Origin of the sequence: Mesorhizobium kowhaii (assembly GCF_003253745.1) — a bacterium.
Taxonomy (GTDB): domain Bacteria; phylum Pseudomonadota; class Alphaproteobacteria; order Rhizobiales; family Rhizobiaceae; genus Mesorhizobium; species Mesorhizobium kowhaii.
On record NZ_MZXV01000051.1, the window covers coordinates 290,392 to 309,800 of the forward strand.

Here is a 19,409-nt window from a genome sequence, read left to right on the forward strand (position 1 = left end):
TCAGCCGCGACGATCGGAGTACCTCATGCGCGCCAAGCGCCTTGCGTTCCATGCCGTCCTGTTGTCGGCGGCCTTCTCGATAGGTCCTGCTTTCGCCGTGCCGGCGCTGCAAGCCCACCGCGCCGTTTACGACCTCACCCTCAACAAGGCATCCGATCAATCCGGCATCACAGGCATATCCGGCCGCATGGTCTATGAGTTCAACGGCTCGGCCTGTGAAGGCTATACGGTGAAGTTTCGTTTCGTCACCCAGATCGTCACCAACGACAACACGAAGTTGACCGACCAGCAGACGACCACTTTCGAGGACGCCGAAGGTAAGACCTTTTCGTTCGTGACGAAGTCCTTCGTCGACCAGAACCTCGACAAGGAGGTCAAGGGTATCGCCACGAAAGGGACCAAGGGGTTGAAGGTCGATATCGACAAGCCTGAAAAGAACAGCCTTGAGCTGGCTATGACCCAATTCCCGACCCAGCATCTGGTCGAACTGATCGGCAAGGCCGAAAAGGGCGAGAACTTCTACGAAACCAATCTCTTCGACGGTTCCGAAGACGCCAACAAGGTGATGACCACCACCGTCGTCGTCGGCAAGAAAACCGATGCCGACAAGGCCGACCCGGAGGCTCCGGCACTGGCGAAGCTCGCCACCGACAAATACTGGCCGGTCGACATCGCCTATTTCGACGACACCGACAAGACAGGTGAAGAGGTGCCGGAATACCGGATCAGCTTCAAGCTGCACGAGAACGGCATCACCCGCGACCTCGTCATGGACTATGGCGACTTCTCGATGACCGGCAAGCTGGTCAATCTTTCGCTGTTCGACCAGTCGAAAACCTGCCCGACCAAATAGTGCCTTAGCTGGCCAGTTGATTCACCACGATACGGCGTTGTCGTGGTGAACGACTTGAACGTGCCGCAATCGTCTCTCAACTTCCTCCCCGGCGTCGAGACGCAAGGGGGGAGCAGCTTGAGCAGGATCGATGTCTTCGTGGCGCCGAAGCCCAACCCGGCACTGATCAGGGCCATGACATCAGTCAACCGGATCGTCATGCTGCGGGGGATACCGGGCTTCCGCGATATCTTGCCGTTCAACCGCCTGGCCGGGCTGCGCGGCGTCGCCAATGTCCGCCATATCGACTTTCCCCACGCCGACCTCGAGCGGCTGAGGGCCAGTTGCGGGGCGGGGAAGGCGACCTTCATCACGCCCAACCATCCCGAGTTCTTCACCGACTGGATGATCGACAAGGAGATCGTGTCGCAGGTCAGCCCGCTTGCGGCCTCCTGGGCAACAAATGGCGTCGTCAACGGCCTTGGCCGGCTGATGCAGAAATTCTGGCTGGCCAACAATCTGATCGCCCAGATTCCCGGCAACAGCGCGGCAGCCAAGGAACACTCCGTCGCCTGGGCATTGAAAGGCCATGGCGTGCTGCTGCATCCCGAAGGCGGCGTCGGCTGGCATGCCGACATCGTGGCGCCGTTGCTGCCAGGTGCCGTCGAGATGGGGTTGGAAGCGTTGAACCGTGGCCGCGCGGCAGATCCCGATTTCCAGGTCTGGATCGCTCCCGTCGTCTGGAAACTGGCCTTCACCAGGAATGTCGAAACGGCGCTGGCGAAGGAATGCACCTATGTCGAGAAAAGCCTGAAAATAGAACACCACGCGACCGACACGCTGCCGCAGCGCATCCACCATATCTATTCGACGCTGCTGGCCCGCGACGAAGCCGCGTGGGGCCTGTCATCCAATGAAGGGGCGACCTATGCCGAGCGTCAGAAGGCGTTGGTCGCCAAGCTCGGCCGCCGGCTTGGCGAAAGCATCGCGGTCGATACGGTCGTCACCGACGATCTTCTGCGGCGGGCACGTCGCTGGCAGCGCGAAAACACCGGCGATGCGGAAAGGCAAAAGAAGGTCCGCGCGCTCGCCGATACAATTCAGAGGCTGCAACGCGTCGGGCCCTGGGCCTCGGCCAATCCGCGCATCACGCCGGAGGAGATCGCCGAGCACCTGAAGCGGATTCGCAACGACTATTGCAAAGGCGGGTTGCGTGACACGATGAACCGCTTCATTCCGCAGCCGGCCGGGCCGCGTCGCGCCCACATCCGGGTGCCGGATCCACTCGGCCTGCACGAATATGCCGGCTCGGTCGACGATGCGGTTGCCGAGTTGCACCGTCGCATGCAGGACACAGTCGCCAGCACGGTGGCTGAGCTTGCAGCCACTGGCAGCTTCATTTTCTACCCGAATCCATTCTATCGTCACTGATATCCAGACGGGCCGTGTGGCCGACTGTCGTGAAGGATGGAAGGCAGACGGCAAGCTTCATGGCGGTCTATGTCGACGCGGCGATCTGGAACTGGGCCGGCCATCGCTGGTGCCATCTGATGGCCGACGACACTGATGAGTTGCATCGCTTTGCAGCACTGCTCGGCGTCAAGCGCTCGTCCTACCAGGGACCGCCCAAGACATCGGCGCCGCATTATGACATAACCGGCTTCGAGCGCGACCGTGCGGTGCGGCTCGGCGCCATCGAATGCAGCCGCGAGGAGATCGTCGCGATCTTCCGGCGGGTGCGGGTGCCCAATGGAAAGGCTCGGCCATGACACCAACGGCATTTCTGGCCTATTGCGCCGCGATCACGCTTGCAGCCGCAACGCCAGGACCAGCGATGTTCGCGGTCATCACCAACGGTGTTTCGCGCGGGTTCCTTCGTGCGTTCATGGCCGGAGTTGGCGTCGCCGCCGGCGATGCCGTGCTGGTCACCCTGGCATTGCTCGGACTGGTGGCGTTGGCGCAGACTTTCGAATGGGTTTTTCTCCTGCTGAAATATGCAGGCGCCGCCTATCTGGTCTTTCTCGGCATCAGGATGTGGCGAGCTGCCGCCACGCAGCCGGATGAACCACAGGCGTCGCAGGCGAGATTATCGCGATCGTTCTTCCTCGGCGCATCCATCGCGCTGGGCAACCCGAAGGCGATCCTGTTCCATGCCTCGATCATGCCGCTGATCCTGAACCTCAACACCATGACCCTTGCCGACGGCCTGCTGGTGGTCGCCGTCGTGATCAGTGTCAACATCCTCACCATGGGTATTTATGCTGCACTTGCCGGGCGGGCTTCGGGCTGGTTCAGGACGCCAAGACGCATGCGCCTGATGAACAGATTTGCCGGCAGCGCAATGATCGGCACCGGAGCACTGATTGCCGCACGCTGAGTGGTGAAGCGCCACACGGCTTGCGTTTGTTCCGCATCCCCTCTATATGCCCGCTCATTCCACACACGGACTTTGGTGTCTGCCCGGGAGAAATCCGGCTGAAACCTCCGGTGGCGTTCGAGGACAAAGTCCAAAAATGCCTGTGTCCGTGGAGGCTAACCGGAAAGGAACTAAGAATGGCACTGCCTGATTTCAGCATGCGCCAGCTTTTGGAAGCTGGCATTCACTTCGGCCACCAGACCCACCGCTGGAACCCGAAAATGGCGCCTTACATCTATGGCGCCCGCAACAACATCCACATCATCGACCTCTCGCAGACGGTGCCTTTGCTGCACCAGGCGCTGAAGCAGGTTTCCGACACTGTCGCCAAGGGCGGCCGCGTGCTGTTTGTCGGCACCAAGCGCCAGGCGTCCGACATCGTCGCTGATGCGGCACAGCGTTCGGCCCAGTACTATGTCAATTCGCGTTGGCTCGGCGGCATGCTGACCAACTGGAAGACGATCTCGAACTCGATCCAGCGCCTGCGCAAGCTCGACGAGATGCTGGCCGGCGAGGCCCAGGGCCTGACCAAGAAAGAGCGCCTCAACCTCGACCGCGAGCGCGAGAAGCTCGACAAGGCGCTGGGCGGCATCAAGGACATGGGCTCGACGCCCGACCTGATGTTCGTCATCGACACCAACAAGGAAGCGATCGCCATCCTCGAGGCCAAGCGCCTCGGCATCCCGGTCGTCGCCATCATCGATTCGAACTGCGACCCGGACAAGATCGACTTCCCGATCCCCGGCAATGACGACGCCGCCCGCGCCATCCAGCTCTATTGCGACCTGATCGCCAAGGCTGCGATCGACGGCATCGCCCGCCAGCAGGGCGCGCTCGGCGTCGACATCGGCGCTTCGGTTGAAGCTCCGGTCGAACCGGCGCTCGATCCGGCCCCGGCGTCGGAAGCCCCCGAAGCTTGATAATCGAAGGCCGTTAGCGGCCTTCATCTTTCTCATATTTTGGCACGCTAAACAGACGCATCATCGAGGTTCGATGGTGCGTCGGTGCATTTAAAACAAAGAGGCGACAATGAGCATTTCGGCTGCACAGGTCAAAGAACTCCGCGACTTGACCGGCGCGGGCATGATGGATTGCAAGGCGGCGTTGAACGAAACCAACGGCAACATGGAAGAGGCCATCGACTGGCTGCGCAAGAAGGGCATTTCCAAGGCCGACAAGAAGGCCGGCCGCACCGCGGCTGAGGGCCTGATCGGCGTCGATTCCGGCCCGCGCGAAGCCGCCGTCGTCGAAGTCAACTCCGAGACCGACTTCGTTGCTCGTAACGCCGCGTTCCAGGAGATCGTTGCCAACGTAGCCAAGGTCGCGCTCGCTTATGGCGGCAAGACCGAGGCGGTTGCAGCGGCCAAGTATCCGGGTTCGGACAAGTCGGTCACCGACACCATCAAGGACGCCGTCGGCACCATCGGCGAGAACCTGGGCTTCCGCCGTTCGGCCAAGCTTACCGTTCCGCATGGCGCAGTCGCCACCTACGTCCATAACGCGGTTGCCGATGGCCTCGGCAAGCTCGGCGTGCTGGTCGCCATCGAGACCACTGGCAACGAGCATGCCGCCAATGCCTTCGCGCGCCAGGTCGCCATGCATGTCGCCGCCACCAGCCCGATGGCGCTGACCACCGAAGAACTCGATCCGGCGGCAATCGAGCGCGAGAAGGCGATCTTCTCCGATCAGGCGCGCCAGTCCGGCAAGCCGGAAGCGATCATCGAGAAGATGGTCGATGGCCGTCTGCGCAAGTTCTACGAGGAAGTCGTGCTTCTGAAGCAGGCCTTCGTGCTCAATCCCGACATCACCGTCGAGAAGGCGCTGAAGGATGCCGAGAAGGACATCGGCGCGCCGGCCAAGATCACCGCCTATCTGCGCTTTGCGCTGGGCGAAGGCATCGAGAAGGAAGAGACCGATTTCGCGGCGGAAGTCGCGGCGGCGGTAAAGAAGTAAGCCGTCGCGGCTGCTATCCTTCCGACGAGATTTATCGGCCGGGTGTCCGCAGGGATGCCCGGCCGATTTCTTGTGCGATGTCGATGAAGGCCCTGAGCTTCGGCGCCATCGACGCCCGGCGCGGAAAATAGAGGAACAGCCCTGGCTCGTCGATCGCGGCTTCGCGCAGGATTTCGACCAACCGTCCGGCCTGGATGTCGGCTCGGACCAGCGGCTCGAACAGATAGGCCAGCCCGATGCCGGCCAACGCCATGTCGCGCGCTGACAGCGGATCGGTGACAACGACGCTGCCACGCGTTTCGACGCCGATATCCTTGCCCTGGTCGGACAGGTCCCAGCGGTAGAGCGCGCGCGATCGCAACAGCCGATAGCCGATGCAGTTGTGGTTGGAGAGGTCAGCCAGCGTTCGCGGCTTTCCGTGGCGGCCGACATAGGCGGGGGAGGCGACGATGACCGTTCGGAACGGCCCGGTCAGCCGCACCGTCACCATATCCTCGGCAATCATCTCGCCCAGCCTTATGCCGGCGTCGAAGCCTTCGCCGACAATGTCGCTCATGCGCTCATCGGTGAACACCTCCACCGTCACCTCGGGATAGCGCTCGGCCATTGCCGACAGGATGGGCATCAGGGCAAGCGGCAGTGCAAGGCGCGGCACATTGATCTTGAGCAGACCGCTCGCTCTGCCTTTCACAGAGCGAATGCGCTCGATCCTGTCGGTGATGTCGTTCAGTGCAGGCTCCGCCGCCGCCACAAGCGCTTCGCCGGCCTCGGTCAGCGCGACGCTGCGCGTGGTGCGGGCAAACAGCGGCTGGCCGATCCGCTCTTCGACAAGGCGCACCGCGTGGCTGACCGCCGAAGGGCTCATGCCAAGCTCTGCGGCGGCCGACGCAAAGCCGCCGCGCCGCGCCACGGCGACGATGACAGGAAGATGGCTGAGCAGATCGCGGTCCATTCATGCACGATATCGCATAGTCCATGCAGATAATGCAATCTTATCGACGCCAGCGCGCTGGCCCACATTGTCGCCAACAGATCGGCGGCGGGCCGATGCGCAAAGGAGAAGAGACATGAATGCATTGAAGTACGCTACCTTCGCGGCGGGACTTGCGCTGGCGCCTGTCGATGCCGGCGGGGCCGAACCATCCCGTGAAATGGCGCTCGCTGATGAGCGTGCCGTCATCCGCATCGCCGATGCCATCGATCGCGCCGTCGATGCCCAGGATTGGCGGCTCGCCCGCAGCTACTTCGCCGACCGCGTCGCCGTCGACTTCAGCAGCCTGAGCGGGCAGCCACCGGCCACCATCGCCTCCGACGACCTGATCGGAACCTGGGCAGCGAACCTCAGGGGCAGCAAGACCAGCCTGCATCTGCGCACCAACCACGAGGTCGCCATCGACGCCAACGCGGCGACCGTCTTCTCCAACGCCTATGCCTGGAACCGGATGGAAGGCAATGGCGACCCGCTCTGGGAAGTCTGGGGCACCTACGAACACCATCTGACCCGTTCGGGCGCCGGCTGGATAGTGGACGGCTTCACATTCCGCATGACGCATGAGCGCGGCAATCCGTGGGTCAAGACGACCCCCGGACAAGATCTGCATTGAACAAGGATCGGAACGACATCATGACCATGTCCTACTACACCCTTGGCAACAGCGGGCTGCGAGTGACCCGCCTGGCACTCGGGACCATGACCTTCGGCACCGAATGGGGCTGGGGCGCCGACAAGGAGACGGCGCGCGCCCTGGTCGATGCCTACGTCGGGGCAGGCGGGAATTTCTTCGACACCGCCGACGCCTATACCGGCGGCACCTCCGAGACCTGGCTTGGCGAGTTCATCGCCGAGCGCGGCCTGCGCGACAAGGCGGTGATCAGCACCAAGTTCAGCATGAATTTCGAGCAGGGCAATCCGAATGCCGGCGGCAATGGCCGCAAGAACATCATCCGCGCCGTCGAAAGCTCGCTGAAGCGGCTCGGTACCGACTATATCGACCTCTATATCCTGCATGCCTGGGACAGGCTGACCTCGCCGGAAGAGGTGATGCGGACGCTTGACGATCTGGTGCGCGCCGGAAAGATCCGCCATGTCGGCCTCTCCGACGTTCCCGCTTGGTACGCAAGCAGGGCGCAGTCCGTCGCCGAACAGCGCGGCTATGAACCGGTTTCGGCGTTGCAGCTCGAATATTCGCTGGCCGAGCGCAACATCGAGCATGAATTCGTGCCGTTCGGCACGCGCTACGGCGCCGGCATCATGGTCTGGAGCCCGCTGGCAAGCGGCCTTCTGAGTGGCAAATATCGTTCAGATACAACCAATAAGGCCGATGGCAGGCTGGAGACGATGCGCGGTTCGACCAATCCTGGCTTCCAGAAATTCACCGACCGCAACTGGGCAATCGTAGCCGAACTGGAGAAGGTTGCCGGCGAACTCGGCCGCGGCATGGCCCAAATCGCCTTGAACTGGGCGGCGACCAGGCCCGGTGTCGCCTCGGTGATCATCGGTGCGACCAGGCTGGATCAGCTCAAGGACAATCTCGGCGCGCTGGATTTCGACATCCCGCCGGAGCTTCTGGCAAGGCTCGACGCAGTCAGCCGGCCGGTCACGCCGTTCCCGTATTCGTTCTTTGGTCCGGAAATCCAGGGCGGCCTCACAGGCGGCCAGGCGGTCGGCGACAAGCCGGTCGGCTACTTCCCGGACCTGCTCATGAAAGGCGCTTTTGCCGGCGTGAGTTAATGATTGGCAGAGCGTCTCGATCTCGAATTTCCGGCTCGGGCGCCGCGTGACATCGCGGCGCCCTTCGTGTATCGGAACACGGCATCGCGCCATGTTTCGGAGCGGCGCCTGCGCGAGGGTAGCCACCCGGAAACGCGTCACATGCAAAATGACGAGGACCAGATGACGGTGAAGCCCCTCTACCGACGTGTCTTGTTGAAAGCGTCGGGCGAAGCGTTGATGGGCGAACAGCATTTCGGCATCGACGTTTCGGTCGTCGATCGCATCGCCGCCGATATCGCCGAGGCCCGCGCCTTGGGTATCGAGGTCGGCGTCGTCATCGGCGGCGGCAACATCTTCCGCGGCGTGGCCGTTGCCTCCAAGGGCGGTGACCGCGTCACCGGCGACCACATGGGCATGCTTGCCACGGTCATCAATTCGCTGGCGCTGCGCACGTCGCTGAACAAGATCGGTGTCGACGCCGTGGTGCTTTCGGCGATCGCCATGCCCGAACTCTGCGAGAGTTTCTCACAGCGCCAGGCAACCGCCTACATGAACCAGGGCAAGGTGGTGATCTTTGCCGGCGGCACCGGCAATCCGTTCTTCACCACTGATTCGGCTGCCGCACTTCGCGCGGCTGAAATCGGCGCCGACGCGCTGTTCAAGGGCACTCAGGTCGACGGTGTCTACTCGGCGGACCCGAAGAAGGACCCGAATGCGACGCGTTTCGAGCGCATCAGCCATGGCGAAGTCATAAAACGCGGCCTCTCCATCATGGATACGGCTGCGATTGCACTTGCGCGCGAAAACAACATTCCGATAATCGTCTATTCGATCCACGAAAAAGGTGGGTTTGGCGATATTCTGAGGGGCGGCGGCCGCTGCACGGTCGTCGCGGACGATTGATCCGGGGCCTGATCCCGAAAAAAGGGAAGCCGGTTTTCGAAAATCAGGCTCGAATACGGGGCCTTGCCCCGAAGCAGTGAACCCGCGCTAGACGGGTCGAGGAGATTAGGATGAGTGGTGAGTACGACGATCTCAAGCGGCGCATGGATGGGGCAATCGCTGCGTTCAAGCATGATCTGGCTTCGCTGCGGACCGGTCGCGCCTCCAGCAATCTGCTCGACGCGATCCAGGTGCAGGCGTATGGCACCAGCATGCCGATCAACCAGGTCGCTAACGTCTCGGTGCCGGAGCCGCGCATGATCTCGGTGTCGGTCTGGGATAAGTCGATGGTCGGCGCGGTCGATCGCGCCATCCGCGAATCCAATCTGGGTTTCAACCCGATCGTCGACGGCACCAATCTCAGGATTCCGCTGCCCGAGCTCAACGAGCAGCGCCGCAAGGAACTGGTCAAGATCTCGCACGGCTACGCCGAGAACGCCCGCGTCGCCGCGCGCCATGTGCGCCGCGATGGCATGGATTTCCTGAAGAAGGCGGAAAAGGACGGCGACATCAGCGAGGACGATCAGCGCAAGCGCTCCGACCAGGTCCAGAAACTTACCGACGAAACGATCAGCACCATCGACCACCTGCTTTCCGATAAGGAAGCTGAAATCATGCAGGTTTAGGGTTTTGGCCATCGGCTGACCCGAAAGCGAGAACATGGCAACGCCCGCGCATGTCGCGATCATCATGGACGGAAACGGACGCTGGGCCAAGGCGCGCGGCATGCCTCGTCTTGCTGGCCATCGGGCCGGTGTCGAAGCGCTGCGCAAGACGGTGCGCGCCGCACCCGGGCTCGGCATCTCTTTCCTGACTGTCTATGCCTTCTCGTCGGAGAACTGGTCGCGGCCGAAGTCCGAGGTCAGCGACCTGATGGGCCTGCTGAAACTGTTCATCCGCCGTGATCTCGCCGACTTGCACCAGAGCGGTGTGCGGGTCAGAATCATCGGCGACCGGGCAGGGCTGCAATCCGACATCAGGGGGCTGCTCGACGAGGCCGAATCGCTGACCGCCGCAAATGAAGCGCTGACGTTGGTCATCGCCTTCAACTATGGCGGACGCGACGAGATCGTGCGCACGGCGCGCAAGCTTGCCGCAGCCGTGGCGCGTGGCGAACTCGACAGCGAGGCGATCACCGCCGAAAGCTTTGCCGGCGCTCTCGACACGCAAGGCATTCCCGACCCGGAACTGGTCATCCGCACCAGCGGTGAGCTCCGGCTGTCGAACTTCCTTCTGTGGCAGGCTGCCTATAGCGAGCTCGTCTTCCTGCCTTGCTACTGGCCCGACTTCAGCCGCGAGCATCTTGCCGAGGCCTTGCGCGAATTTGCCAGCCGCGAACGCCGTTTCGGGGGACTTGGCCCGCAGGACGTTGCCTCGCGACCGGCCGCAGGATGAGCAATCTCCAGCTTCGCGTCATTTCGGCAGTCGTGCTTGCCATCATCACCCTTGGCTTGACCTGGGTTGGGGGGCTGCCGTTCCGGTTGCTGTGTGCCGTGATGGCGGCGGTGATCTTCTATGAATGGACACGCATGTCGCGCCCGGCCGAGGCCACGGGCCTTGGTTTCCTGCCGGAAGCGCTGCTGGTTGTTTTCATTGGCGCCTTGATCGTTGGCTTTGCCGGATCGTTGCTGCTGCCGCTTGCCGTGGTCATGGTTGCCGCAACGGCGATTGCCGCCTCGGTTCGCAAGAGCGGGCAATGGGATGCGGCCGGTCTTGCCTATGCCAGCGTTTCCGGCCTGTCGCTTGCCCTGTTGCGCGATGGTGATCGTTCAGGCCTCGTCGCCATCCTGTTCCTGTTCGCGATCGTCTGGGCCACCGATATCTTTGCCTACTTCGTTGGCCGTGCCGTCGGCGGCCCAAAACTGGCGCCGTCGATCTCGCCCGGCAAGACGCGCAGCGGCGCGCTCGGCGGCGCTGTTGGCGGTGTTGTAGCCGGGCTTATCCTGGCCGCGGTTGCCGGCGTCGGCAATCTGGCATTGCTCGGCCTGGTGGCGCTGGTGCTGTCGATCGTCGCCCAGGCCGGCGACCTGTTTGAATCCTGGGTCAAGCGCCGCCACGGCCGCAAGGATTCGGGTGCGCTCATCCCGGGCCATGGCGGCGTCATGGACCGTGTCGACGGGCTTGTCGCGGCGGCTTTCGCCCTATACTTCATCGGCTGGATTTCGGCGACCGCCGATCATCCGGCGCAGGGTCTGTTTCCCGTTTGAGTGGTATCATTTCAGGGTCCGATGCGCGCCGTGCCTTGGATTCGCCTGGATTGATGCCACAGTCACGGCGCTACCGCGTCGCGGAAGAATTTGAGGGTTTATCTTGAACGAGATTCTTCACGCGCTTTTCAGCACAGAAGGCTTTGTCCTCGGCACGCTCGTGCCGTTCCTCTTTGTGCTGACCGTGGTCGTGTTCGTCCATGAAATGGGCCATTACCTGGTCGGGCGCTGGTGTGGCATTGGGGTCAAGGCCTTCTCGATCGGCTTCGGCCCGGAGCTCTTCGGCTTCAACGACAGCCACGGCACGCGCTGGAAACTGTGCGCGATACCGCTTGGCGGCTATGTCAAATTCGTCGGCGACATGAACGCCACCTCGAGCCAGCCCACTTCGGAAGCGATCGAAACGCTGACCGAGGAGGAGCGCAAGGTCGCCTTTCACACGCAGCCGATCTGGAAGCGCGCGGCGACGGTGGTCGCCGGGCCGCTGTTCAATTTCCTGCTGTCGATCGTCGTCTTCGCCGTGTTGTTTTCCGCCTATGGCCGCTATGTAGCGGAGCCCATGGTCGCAGAGGTGACCGCTGACAGCCCGGCGGCGAAAGCCGGTATCCTGCCCGGTGACCGATTCGTCAGCGTCGACGGCAGCAAGGTCGAAACCTTTGGTGACGTCCAGCGCCTGGTTTCCGGCCGCGCCGGCGACACCATCACCTTCGTCATGCTGCGCGACGGCAAGGAGGTCACGGTGACCGCGGCGCCGCGGCTGATGGAACAGCAAGACGCGCTCGGCAACAAGGTCAAGGTCGCCGTGATCGGCGTCGTAAACAACAAGGAACTCGGCCAGCCACGGCTCGTCACCTACACGCCCGTCGGGGCAGTTGCAGCGGCGGTCGAGGAAACCGGGCACGTCATCCAGCGCACTGGCCAGTTCCTGCAGCGTTTCGTTGTCGGGCGCGAGGACAAATGTCAGCTGGGCGGCCCGGTGAAGATCGCCGACATGGCCGGCAAGGCGGCGAAACTGGGGTTCGAATGGCTCGTGCAACTGGTTGCGCTGCTGTCGGTTGGCATCGGGTTTTTGAACCTTTTGCCGATTCCCCCTCTCGACGGCGGCCATCTCTTGTTCTACGGGGTGGAGGCCGTCATTCGCCGGCCTGTGTCGGATCGGATGATGGAAATGGCCTATCGGGCCGGGCTGCTTCTGGTGCTGTGCTTCATGGGTTTCGTTTTCTGGAACGATCTGTTTGGATGCTGAAATCATGAAGAAATTTGGCTTTGGCATGGGCGATGTTGAGACGCCGTTTACCATGCACGGGGATATGAGTGACGCGAAAGCCACGCCGCGAGGTTAAGTAAATTCAAATTAACCAGAAGCCTTGCGTGTAGGGAAAATCCGGTTAATACGGTAGGAGAAATTACCGCACGTCCGGTTTTCTCGCCGTGGGGACTACGAGAAAAGGTTATTAAGCCCGATGAAGGCAGCATCCAAGTTTCTGAGCGCCGCGTCCGCGGTGACCCTGTCCGCGGCTCTTGTCGTGCCAGGCGCGCTCGCAGTGCAGTTCGTTGCCACATCGGCGGCCGAAGCCGCTGTCGTCAGCAGAGTCGAAGTGAGCGGCAACCAGCGTGTCGACGCTGATACCATCCGCAATTACATCACCATTAAGCCGGGCAAGGCCTTCTCCAGTTCCGATATCGACAGTGCGATCAAGGCGCTGTTCGGCACGGGCCTGTTCTCGGATGTGCAGATCAACCAGGTCGGTTCGACGCTGGTGGTCAAGGTCGCCGAATACCAGGTCGTCAACCAGGTGCTGTTCCAGAACAACAAGAAGCTCAAGGACAATGCGCTGGCGATGGCGGTGCAGCTGAAGCCGCGCGGAACGTTTTCGCAGGCGACGCTCGATGCCGACGTCGAGGCGGTCAAGGCTGCCTACAGGCGCATTGGTCGCGACGATGTGACTGTGACCACGCAGGTCATGCAGCTTGGCGACAACCGCGTGAACGTGGTCTTCAACATTACTGAAGGCGACCGCACGCAGATCGCGGCGATCAATTTCGTCGGCAACAGCGCCTATTCCAGCCGCCGCCTGTCAGATGTGATCAATACCAAGCGCTCATCCTGGGTTTCGTTCATCCTGCGCGACGACGTTTATGACGACGACAAGCTGCGCGCCGACCAGGAGCTGCTGCGCCGCTTCTATTACAATCATGGCTATGCCGATTTCCAGGTTGTGTCCGCTGTCGGCGAACTCGACAACACGACGAACAAATACACGGTCACCATCACCGTCCAGGAAGGCGACCGCTACACGTTCGGCGATGTCAGCGTCGAAAGCACAATCCCGGAAGTCGACAGCAAGTCGCTGGAATCGGTGGTCGAGACCCGCAAGGGCGACGTCTACAATGCCAAGGACGTCGAGGACACCATCGTCGCGCTGACCGAGAAGGTGGCCGGTTCCGGCTATGCCTTCGCGCAGGTGACGCCGCGCGGCGACCGTAATTTCGAGAACCACACCATTTCGGTGGTCTACACCATCGACCAGGGCACCAAAGCCTATATCGAGCGCATCGAGATCCGCGGAAACGATCGCACGCGTGACTATGTCATTCGCCGCGAGTTCGATGTCAGCGAAGGTGACGCCTTCAATCAGGTTCTCATCCAGCGCGCGAAGAAGCGCCTGGAAGATCTTAATTACTTTGAAAAAGTCGATATCTCGACCGTGCCGGGCTCACAGCCTGACCAGGTCGTGCTGGTGGTCGACGTTGTCGAGAAGTCGACCGGTGAGTTCTCGGTCGGCGCCGGCTATTCAACCGGCGGCGACACGGCGGGCCCATCCGTCGAAGGTTCGGTCACCGAGCGCAACTTCCTCGGCCGCGGCCAGTTCATCAAGCTGTCGGCGGGCGGCGGCAAGAATTCGCGCGACTACAGCCTGTCTTTCACCGAGCCCTATTTCCTCGGAAGGCGCATCGCCGCCGGCTTTGACATCTACAAGCAGACGCGGGAATACGACAACTACGACAGCGATACCACGGGTGCTACGGTGCGCTTCGGCCTGCCGATCACCAATAGTATATCGACCCAGCTGGCGTACAACATCTCGCAAGAAAAATATGAGTTGGATGACAGCTGCGACGCCAATGGTGACGGGATTCCCGACGCCGGCTGCAGTGTTTCAACGGCGATCCTCGATGGCATCGAGCAAAGCCCATGGATCAAGTCGTCGATCAGCCTCGGGCTGGTCTACAACACCATCGACGACATGAAGAACCCGCACGAAGGCATCTACGCCACCACGACAGCCGAATTCGCCGGTGTCGGCGGCGATGCCAAGTACGTAAAAGTGACCGGGCGCGGCAGCGTCTACCAGACTCTTTCGGAGCAGTTCGATCTGGTTGGACTCGTCTCGGCTGGCGCAGGTCATGTCGAGGGTTATGGTGGAGACGGCCTCCGTATCTTCGACCAGTTTCAGAGCACCGACCGCATGATCCGCGGTTTCGAGTATGGCGGTATTGGCCCGGCGGACAGTATTACCGGTGACCATCTCGGCGGCACGACGTATTTCAACGCCTCGGCGGAAGCCCAGTTCCCGCTGCCGGTCATTCCGGAGAGCTTCGGCCTGCGCGGCGCTGTGTTCGCGGACGCTGCAACGCTCTATGGCAGCAAGCTCAGCACGGCTGTCGCTCAGACCTCGACTGACTTGAAGCTGCGCGCCTCGGTCGGCCTCGGCCTGATGTGGGCGTCGCCGTTCGGTCCGATCCGTATCGACTATGCGATCCCGGTCAAGAAGGAAGCAACCGACAACGTGCAGGAATTCAACTTCGGCATATCGACCCGTTTCTGATCGACGGCCAACGATGCTCCCGGATTTTTTCAGGTCCGGGAGAAATGTTCCGACCTAGCTGGATATAGCTTTTGGAATGACCGATCCGGTGTTCTTCGCGCCATCACGCCGGTATACGGCGGGCGAAGTCGCGAATCTGACCGGCTCGGTGCTTGTCGATTCCGGCCAATCCGACGTTTCGATCGAAGCGCTCGCGCCAGCCAATGAAGGCGGCGAGAATGCGCTCGTTTTCGTCGATGGCAAACGCAATTCCGCGCTGATGCCGTCGCTGCGGGCGGCCGCGGTCCTGTGTCCGGCGGAATTCGCCAGCAAGGCGCCGGCCGGCATCGCGGTTCTCATTCATCCGCGTCCGCAACAGGCATTCGCGCTGGTCGGCCGCCTGCTCTTTCCGACGGCCGCGACACCGGGACCAATGACCAGTGAAACCGGTGTCTCGCCGCATGCCCATATCGATCCGACCGCGCATGTCGAGGCAGGTGCTGTCATCGAGGCAGGTGCTGTCATCGGGCCGGGGGCTTCGATCGGCAGCGGTACCGTCATCGCGCCCAATGCGGTCATCGGACAATCCTGCCAGATCGGCCGCGACGGCTATGTCGGCCCAGGCGCCAGCATCCAGTATGCCTTGATCGGCAACCGCGTCATCATCCATGGTGGTGCCAGGATCGGCCAGGACGGTTTTGGCTTCGTCGGCGGCGCCAAGGGACCCGAACGCGTGCCGCAGGTCGGCCGTGTCGTCATTCAGGACGATGTCGAGATCGGCTCCAACACCACTGCCGATCGCGGCGCCATGTCCGATACGATCATCGGCCAAGGCACCAAGATCGACAATCTCGTGCAGATCGCCCATAACGTCCGCATCGGCCGCAATTGCATAATAGCCGGGCTTTCGGGTATTTCGGGTTCCGTGATCGTGGGTGACAATGTCACCATGGGCGGCGGCGTCGGGCTTGCGGATCACCTGACCATCGGGTCTGGGGCCAAGCTTGCCGCCAGAAGTGGGTTTATGAGCAATGTCCCTGCGGGCGAGATCTGGGGCGGTTATCCGGCACAGCCGATGGCGGAAGCCATGCGGGAGATAGCCATGCTGCGCAAGCTCGCCAGGACCCGCAAACAGGGCGAGGGAGGCAATGGCTGATATGATCGAGTCGACGACGCTGGAAGCGGTCGACATCATGGGGCTGATGAAGCTCCTGCCGCACCGCTATCCGTTCCTGATGATCGATCGCATCGTCGACATCGATGGCGACGAGTCAGCCGTCGGCATCAAGAACGTGACCATAAACGAGCCGCATTTTCAGGGCCATTTCCCCGAACAGCCGGTCATGCCGGGTGTGCTCATCGTCGAGGCGATGGCGCAGACGGCCGGCGCCATCTGTATCCGCAGCCTGGGCACTGAAAAGCCGTCATTGGTCTATTTCCTGACCATCGATAACGCCAAATTCCGCAAACCGGTCGTTCCGGGTGACCAGTTGAAGATTTATGTCAAGAAAATCAAGAAACGCGGCAACCTGCTCAAATTCGCTTGTGAAGCCATGGTCGACGGCGCCAAGGCTGCCGAGGCCGAGATTTCAGCCATGATGGTCACCAGCGACTGACGATCGAATGCTTATGAAAATCATGACATCTATCCATGCTTCCGCAGTCGTGGAGGAAGGCGCCCAGATCGGCCAAGGCGTGCGCATTGGTCCGTTTTGTCATGTCGGCGCCGAGGCGGTGATCGGCGACGGCGTCGAACTGGTCAGCCATGTGTCGGTGATGGGCGCGACCACCATCGGTGCCTCGACCAAGGTCTACCCGATGGCGATACTGGGCGGACCGCCGCAGAACACCAAGCACAAGGGCGGCCGCACCACCCTGGTCATAGGCAAGAACTGCACGATCCGCGAAGGCGTGACCATGCATCTCGGCACCGATTCCAGCCGCGGCGAGACGACGATCGGCGACAATGGCAATTTCCTTGCCTACGCCCACATCGCCCATGATTGCGTCGTCGGCAACAATGCAACGTTCGCCAATGGGGCGACGCTGGGCGGCCACTGCGAGGTCGGCAACAACGTCTATATTGGCGGCCTGACGGCGGTTCATCAGTTTGTCCGCGTCGGCGACAACGCCTTTCTGGGTGGCTGCTCCGCGATCGTGGGCGATGTCATTCCCTATGCCATCGCGGTCGGCAACCGCGCCAGCTTGCGCGGCCTCAACATCATTGGCCTGAAGCGTTCCGGCCTGCCGAGGTCAGAAATCCATCTATTGCGCAAGGCCTACAGGATGATCTTCGATCGCTCTCGCACCGTTGGCGAGAACATCGAGTTCGCCAAGGCCGAGTTCGCGTCGTCGCCAACCGCCATGAAGATCGTCGATTTCATCACCAGTCGCGGCAAGCGGCATTATGCTGTGCCGTCGCTCAAGGGCGGCGATGGCGACGACGTCGATGACGAAGGCTGAGACCGCGGCAGCGGGTCTTGATCTTCCGCCGGGCTCCAGGGTCGGCATCATCGCCGGCGGCGGCAGCCTGCCGGTCGAAGTCGCGGCCGGCTCGGCGGAACGAGGTTACCCTCCCTTTGTCATCCTGATGGAAGGCGAGGTGGACCGCATGGCGGAGCTCTCCCGGTATGAGCATGAAAGCCTTGCTCTGGAAGGCATCGGCTCGCTGATTCCATTGTTGAGGCGGCACCGGATTACCCATCTGGTGCTTGCAGGCGAGATCAAGCGCCGGCCACGATTGCTTGCGCTGCGCCCCAGTCTCAGCCTGCTCGCGGTGATCCCACTGGTGGTCATGGCGCTGGCGCGTGGCGACGATGGTCTGCTGAAGGTCGTGGCAAGAGGCCTCGAAGCGCGCGGCATAAAGGTCGTCGGCGCCCATGAAATCGTGCCGGACCTTGTCGCCGCCGAAGGCGTCCTGACCAAAGCCACGCCACGCAAATCGGACTGGCGTGACATCGAGGCAGCCCTTGCAGCGGCAAAGGCGATAGGGGCGCTGGATATTGGCCAGGCGGCGATCGCGGTCGGCGGCCGGGCCATTGCGCTCGAAGGCATCGAGGGGACAGCCGGACTGCTCGATCGCGCGAAGCTGTTGCGTGGCCACGGCCGTATTGCGGGCAAGACCCGCGGCGTCCTGGTCAAATGCGCCAAGCCGGGCCAGGAACTGCGCGCGGATCTTCCTTCCATCGGTCCGCAGACGATCGAGGCGGTGCATGCGGCCGGGCTTGCCGGCATTGCCGTCGAGGCGGGACGTTCGCTGGTTCTCGAAGGCCCTGAAACCATCGCGCGCGCCAACGCACTCGGCCTGTTCGTCATTGGTCTGCCTGCCGCTACGGAGCCGCATCATGGCTGACAGGGCATTGAAGATCGCGATCGTTGCCGGCGAAGAGTCCGGCGATCTGCTTGGCGCCGACATCGTGCGTTCGCTCAAGCAGGCTACCGGGCGCGAGGTGCAACTCGTCGGTCTCGGCGGCCGCCATTTGCAGGCGCTTGGACTGGTGTCGCCATTCGATGCCGGCGAGATCGCCCTGATGGGTTTCAGCGCCATCCTGCGCGATCTGCCGCGCTTGATGCGACGGATCAACCAGCTGGCTAAAACCATTGCGGGCGAGAAGCCAGATTGCCTCGTCACCATCGATAGCCCTGACTTTTCGTTGCGCGTCGCCAGGAAGGTGCGTGCGGCCAATCCGTCGATCCCGATCATCCACTATGTCTGCCCGAGCGTGTGGGCGTGGCGGCCGGGCAGGGCGGTGGCAATGAAGCCCTATGTCGATCATATCCTCTGCATCCTGCCGTTCGAGGTGAAGGAGCTCGAGCGGTTAGGCGGCCCGCCCGGAACCTATGTGGGCCATCGCCTCACCCATGATGCGGGCGTGCTCAGCGCCGCGAAGGCGCAGGACCTGCCGCGAGACCTTGCTTCTCCGGACCGCGTCAAGACGGTGCTCGTCCTGCCCGGTTCGCGGCGCGGCGAGGTGCGGCGGCTGCTCGAGCCGTTCGGCGAGACGGTGTCGATGCTGCACGCGCGCGGGCATCGGCTGCGGCTGCTGCTGCCGACCGTGCCGCATGTCGCCGACCTGGTCAGATCCTCGGTCACGCGGTGGGATGAGAAACCCGAGATCATCCTTGATCCCCAACGCAAATGGCAGGCCTTCGGCAAGGCCGATGCGGCGCTGATCGCATCCGGGACGGTATCGCTGGAGCTGGCGCTGGCGGGCGTGCCGATGGTCTCCTGCTACAGGCTCGATCCGGTCGCCCGTGTCGTGGCGCCTTACCTGTTGTCTGTCTGGTCGGCGCTGCTGCCCAACCTGATCGCGGATCGGGCGCTGGTCCCGGAATTCTACAACGAGTACGTCAAGCCGAACAATCTGGCCAGACAACTGGAAGCGCTGTTCGCCGATAGCGGGATGCGCGCCTGGCAGAAGCAAGGCTTTGCCGAGATCGCGCGACGTATGGCGACCGACAAGCCGTCCGGCGAGATCGCGGCGGGCGTCGTGCTTCGTCACATAAAAAAGGCGCCCTGACGGGGCGCCTTTTTCAA

At 62.3% G+C, this 19,409-nt stretch carries 20 protein-coding genes; 19 read left to right on the top strand and 1 reads right to left on the bottom strand.

What is annotated here, in order from left to right; translation table 11 throughout:
* Positions 1 to 25 precede the first annotated feature (25 nt).
* From B5V02_RS23930 to tsf, 6 genes are all read left to right on the top strand, one after another.
* Complete coding sequence (locus tag B5V02_RS23930) at positions 26 to 853, top strand: cell envelope integrity EipB family protein (protein WP_111546525.1); 828 nt, start codon at positions 26 to 28, stop codon at positions 851 to 853.
* A gap of 117 nt (positions 854 to 970) precedes the next feature.
* Complete coding sequence (locus B5V02_RS23935) at positions 971 to 2,263, top strand: lysophospholipid acyltransferase family protein (RefSeq protein ID WP_111546526.1); 1,293 nt, start codon at positions 971 to 973, stop codon at positions 2,261 to 2,263.
* Between the two features lie 59 nt (positions 2,264 to 2,322).
* The gene (locus tag B5V02_RS23940; RefSeq protein WP_111546673.1) at positions 2,323 to 2,601 is read left to right on the top strand and encodes a DUF4031 domain-containing protein; all 279 of its coding nucleotides are present in this window, start codon (positions 2,323 to 2,325) and stop codon (positions 2,599 to 2,601) included.
* Positions 2,598 to 3,209, top strand: coding sequence for a LysE family translocator (locus B5V02_RS23945; RefSeq protein ID WP_111546527.1), 612 nt, complete (start codon positions 2,598 to 2,600; stop codon positions 3,207 to 3,209). Before B5V02_RS23940 ends, B5V02_RS23945 begins: the two co-directional genes overlap by 4 nt.
* 176 nt (positions 3,210 to 3,385) lie before the next feature.
* Positions 3,386 to 4,168: a 30S ribosomal protein S2 gene (gene rpsB / locus B5V02_RS23950; protein WP_023777441.1), complete on the top strand. Its 783-nt coding sequence runs from the start codon at positions 3,386 to 3,388 to the stop codon at positions 4,166 to 4,168.
* 109 nt (positions 4,169 to 4,277) lie between these two features.
* A complete protein-coding gene (gene tsf / locus B5V02_RS23955) occupies positions 4,278 to 5,201 on the top strand; it encodes a translation elongation factor Ts (protein ID WP_111546528.1) in 924 nt (307 codons plus the stop codon).
* Positions 5,202 to 5,232: 31 nt separating this feature from the next.
* On the opposite strand, the gene B5V02_RS23960 is transcribed toward tsf, so the two are convergent.
* On the bottom strand, positions 5,233 to 6,153 hold the full coding sequence (locus B5V02_RS23960; protein ID WP_111546529.1) for a LysR family transcriptional regulator: 921 nt from the start codon (positions 6,151 to 6,153) through the stop codon (positions 5,233 to 5,235).
* Between the two features lie 115 nt (positions 6,154 to 6,268).
* Between B5V02_RS23960 and B5V02_RS23965 the strand changes: the two genes are divergently transcribed.
* The 13 genes from B5V02_RS23965 to lpxB all read left to right on the top strand — a co-directional run bounded on the left by B5V02_RS23965 (position 6,269) and on the right by lpxB (position 19,392).
* Positions 6,269 to 6,805, top strand: a complete 537-nt coding sequence (locus tag B5V02_RS23965) for a nuclear transport factor 2 family protein (protein WP_111546530.1) — start codon at positions 6,269 to 6,271, stop codon at positions 6,803 to 6,805.
* A 20-nt stretch (positions 6,806 to 6,825) separates the two neighbouring features.
* Positions 6,826 to 7,932: an aldo/keto reductase gene (locus tag B5V02_RS23970; RefSeq protein WP_111546674.1), complete on the top strand. Its 1,107-nt coding sequence runs from the start codon at positions 6,826 to 6,828 to the stop codon at positions 7,930 to 7,932.
* A 162-nt stretch (positions 7,933 to 8,094) separates the two neighbouring features.
* Entirely contained in the window at positions 8,095 to 8,817 is a 723-nt protein-coding gene (pyrH, locus tag B5V02_RS23975) for a UMP kinase (RefSeq protein ID WP_111546675.1), read from the top strand.
* 110 nt (positions 8,818 to 8,927) lie between these two features.
* Positions 8,928 to 9,482 carry a ribosome recycling factor gene (gene frr / locus B5V02_RS23980; RefSeq protein ID WP_111546531.1) on the top strand — a complete coding sequence of 185 codons (555 nt, stop codon included), beginning with the start codon at positions 8,928 to 8,930 and terminating at the stop codon, positions 9,480 to 9,482.
* Positions 9,483 to 9,516: 34 nt separating this feature from the next.
* On the top strand, positions 9,517 to 10,251 hold the full coding sequence (locus B5V02_RS23985; RefSeq protein ID WP_111546532.1) for an isoprenyl transferase: 735 nt from the start codon (positions 9,517 to 9,519) through the stop codon (positions 10,249 to 10,251).
* Positions 10,248 to 11,063 carry a phosphatidate cytidylyltransferase gene (locus B5V02_RS23990; protein ID WP_111546533.1) on the top strand — a complete coding sequence of 272 codons (816 nt, stop codon included), beginning with the start codon at positions 10,248 to 10,250 and terminating at the stop codon, positions 11,061 to 11,063. Before B5V02_RS23985 ends, B5V02_RS23990 begins: the two co-directional genes overlap by 4 nt.
* A gap of 103 nt (positions 11,064 to 11,166) precedes the next feature.
* Positions 11,167 to 12,309, top strand: a complete 1,143-nt coding sequence (gene rseP / locus B5V02_RS23995) for an RIP metalloprotease RseP (protein ID WP_111546534.1) — start codon at positions 11,167 to 11,169, stop codon at positions 12,307 to 12,309.
* Between the two features lie 217 nt (positions 12,310 to 12,526).
* Positions 12,527 to 14,893: an outer membrane protein assembly factor BamA gene (bamA, locus tag B5V02_RS24000; RefSeq protein WP_111546535.1), complete on the top strand. Its 2,367-nt coding sequence runs from the start codon at positions 12,527 to 12,529 to the stop codon at positions 14,891 to 14,893.
* Positions 14,894 to 14,969: 76 nt separating this feature from the next.
* Positions 14,970 to 16,028 (top strand): UDP-3-O-(3-hydroxymyristoyl)glucosamine N-acyltransferase, encoded by a 1,059-nt coding sequence (lpxD, locus tag B5V02_RS24005; protein ID WP_111546536.1) that lies wholly within the window; start codon positions 14,970 to 14,972, stop codon positions 16,026 to 16,028.
* The gene (fabZ, locus tag B5V02_RS24010; protein ID WP_111546537.1) at positions 16,021 to 16,488 is read left to right on the top strand and encodes a 3-hydroxyacyl-ACP dehydratase FabZ; all 468 of its coding nucleotides are present in this window, start codon (positions 16,021 to 16,023) and stop codon (positions 16,486 to 16,488) included. The genes lpxD and fabZ overlap by 8 nt, the downstream gene beginning before the upstream one ends.
* Positions 16,489 to 16,501: 13 nt before the next feature.
* Positions 16,502 to 17,335 carry an acyl-ACP--UDP-N-acetylglucosamine O-acyltransferase gene (lpxA, locus tag B5V02_RS24015; RefSeq protein ID WP_111546676.1) on the top strand — a complete coding sequence of 278 codons (834 nt, stop codon included), beginning with the start codon at positions 16,502 to 16,504 and terminating at the stop codon, positions 17,333 to 17,335.
* Complete coding sequence (locus tag B5V02_RS24020) at positions 17,322 to 18,224, top strand: LpxI family protein (protein ID WP_167458635.1); 903 nt, start codon at positions 17,322 to 17,324, stop codon at positions 18,222 to 18,224. The genes lpxA and B5V02_RS24020 overlap by 14 nt, the downstream gene beginning before the upstream one ends.
* Positions 18,217 to 19,392 carry a lipid-A-disaccharide synthase gene (gene lpxB, locus B5V02_RS24025; protein ID WP_111546538.1) on the top strand — a complete coding sequence of 392 codons (1,176 nt, stop codon included), beginning with the start codon at positions 18,217 to 18,219 and terminating at the stop codon, positions 19,390 to 19,392. Before B5V02_RS24020 ends, lpxB begins: the two co-directional genes overlap by 8 nt.
* Positions 19,393 to 19,409 lie beyond the last annotated feature (17 nt).

Bases quoted from the DNA above. Each gene is read 5' to 3' on its own strand.
- lpxA (WP_111546676.1), top strand. From the start codon at position 16,502: ATGAAAATCATGACATCTATCCATGCTTCCGCAGTCGTGGAGGAAGGC.
- fabZ (WP_111546537.1), top strand. From the start codon at position 16,021: ATGGCTGATATGATCGAGTCGACGACGCTGGAAGCGGTCGACATCATG.
- bamA (WP_111546535.1), top strand. From the start codon at position 12,527: ATGAAGGCAGCATCCAAGTTTCTGAGCGCCGCGTCCGCGGTGACCCTG.
- B5V02_RS23960 (WP_111546529.1), bottom strand. From the start codon at position 6,153: ATGGACCGCGATCTGCTCAGCCATCTTCCTGTCATCGTCGCCGTGGCG.
- tsf (WP_111546528.1), top strand. From the start codon at position 4,278: ATGAGCATTTCGGCTGCACAGGTCAAAGAACTCCGCGACTTGACCGGC.
- frr (WP_111546531.1), top strand. From the start codon at position 8,928: ATGAGTGGTGAGTACGACGATCTCAAGCGGCGCATGGATGGGGCAATC.
- B5V02_RS23965 (WP_111546530.1), top strand. From the start codon at position 6,269: ATGAATGCATTGAAGTACGCTACCTTCGCGGCGGGACTTGCGCTGGCG.
- B5V02_RS23930 (WP_111546525.1), top strand. From the start codon at position 26: ATGCGCGCCAAGCGCCTTGCGTTCCATGCCGTCCTGTTGTCGGCGGCC.
- lpxB (WP_111546538.1), top strand. From the start codon at position 18,217: ATGGCTGACAGGGCATTGAAGATCGCGATCGTTGCCGGCGAAGAGTCC.
- B5V02_RS23990 (WP_111546533.1), top strand. From the start codon at position 10,248: ATGAGCAATCTCCAGCTTCGCGTCATTTCGGCAGTCGTGCTTGCCATC.
- B5V02_RS24020 (WP_167458635.1), top strand. From the start codon at position 17,322: ATGACGAAGGCTGAGACCGCGGCAGCGGGTCTTGATCTTCCGCCGGGC.
- B5V02_RS23970 (WP_111546674.1), top strand. From the start codon at position 6,826: ATGACCATGTCCTACTACACCCTTGGCAACAGCGGGCTGCGAGTGACC.
- B5V02_RS23940 (WP_111546673.1), top strand. From the start codon at position 2,323: ATGGCGGTCTATGTCGACGCGGCGATCTGGAACTGGGCCGGCCATCGC.
- rpsB (WP_023777441.1), top strand. From the start codon at position 3,386: ATGGCACTGCCTGATTTCAGCATGCGCCAGCTTTTGGAAGCTGGCATT.
- B5V02_RS23945 (WP_111546527.1), top strand. From the start codon at position 2,598: ATGACACCAACGGCATTTCTGGCCTATTGCGCCGCGATCACGCTTGCA.
- B5V02_RS23985 (WP_111546532.1), top strand. From the start codon at position 9,517: ATGGCAACGCCCGCGCATGTCGCGATCATCATGGACGGAAACGGACGC.
- pyrH (WP_111546675.1), top strand. From the start codon at position 8,095: ATGACGGTGAAGCCCCTCTACCGACGTGTCTTGTTGAAAGCGTCGGGC.
- lpxD (WP_111546536.1), top strand. From the start codon at position 14,970: ATGACCGATCCGGTGTTCTTCGCGCCATCACGCCGGTATACGGCGGGC.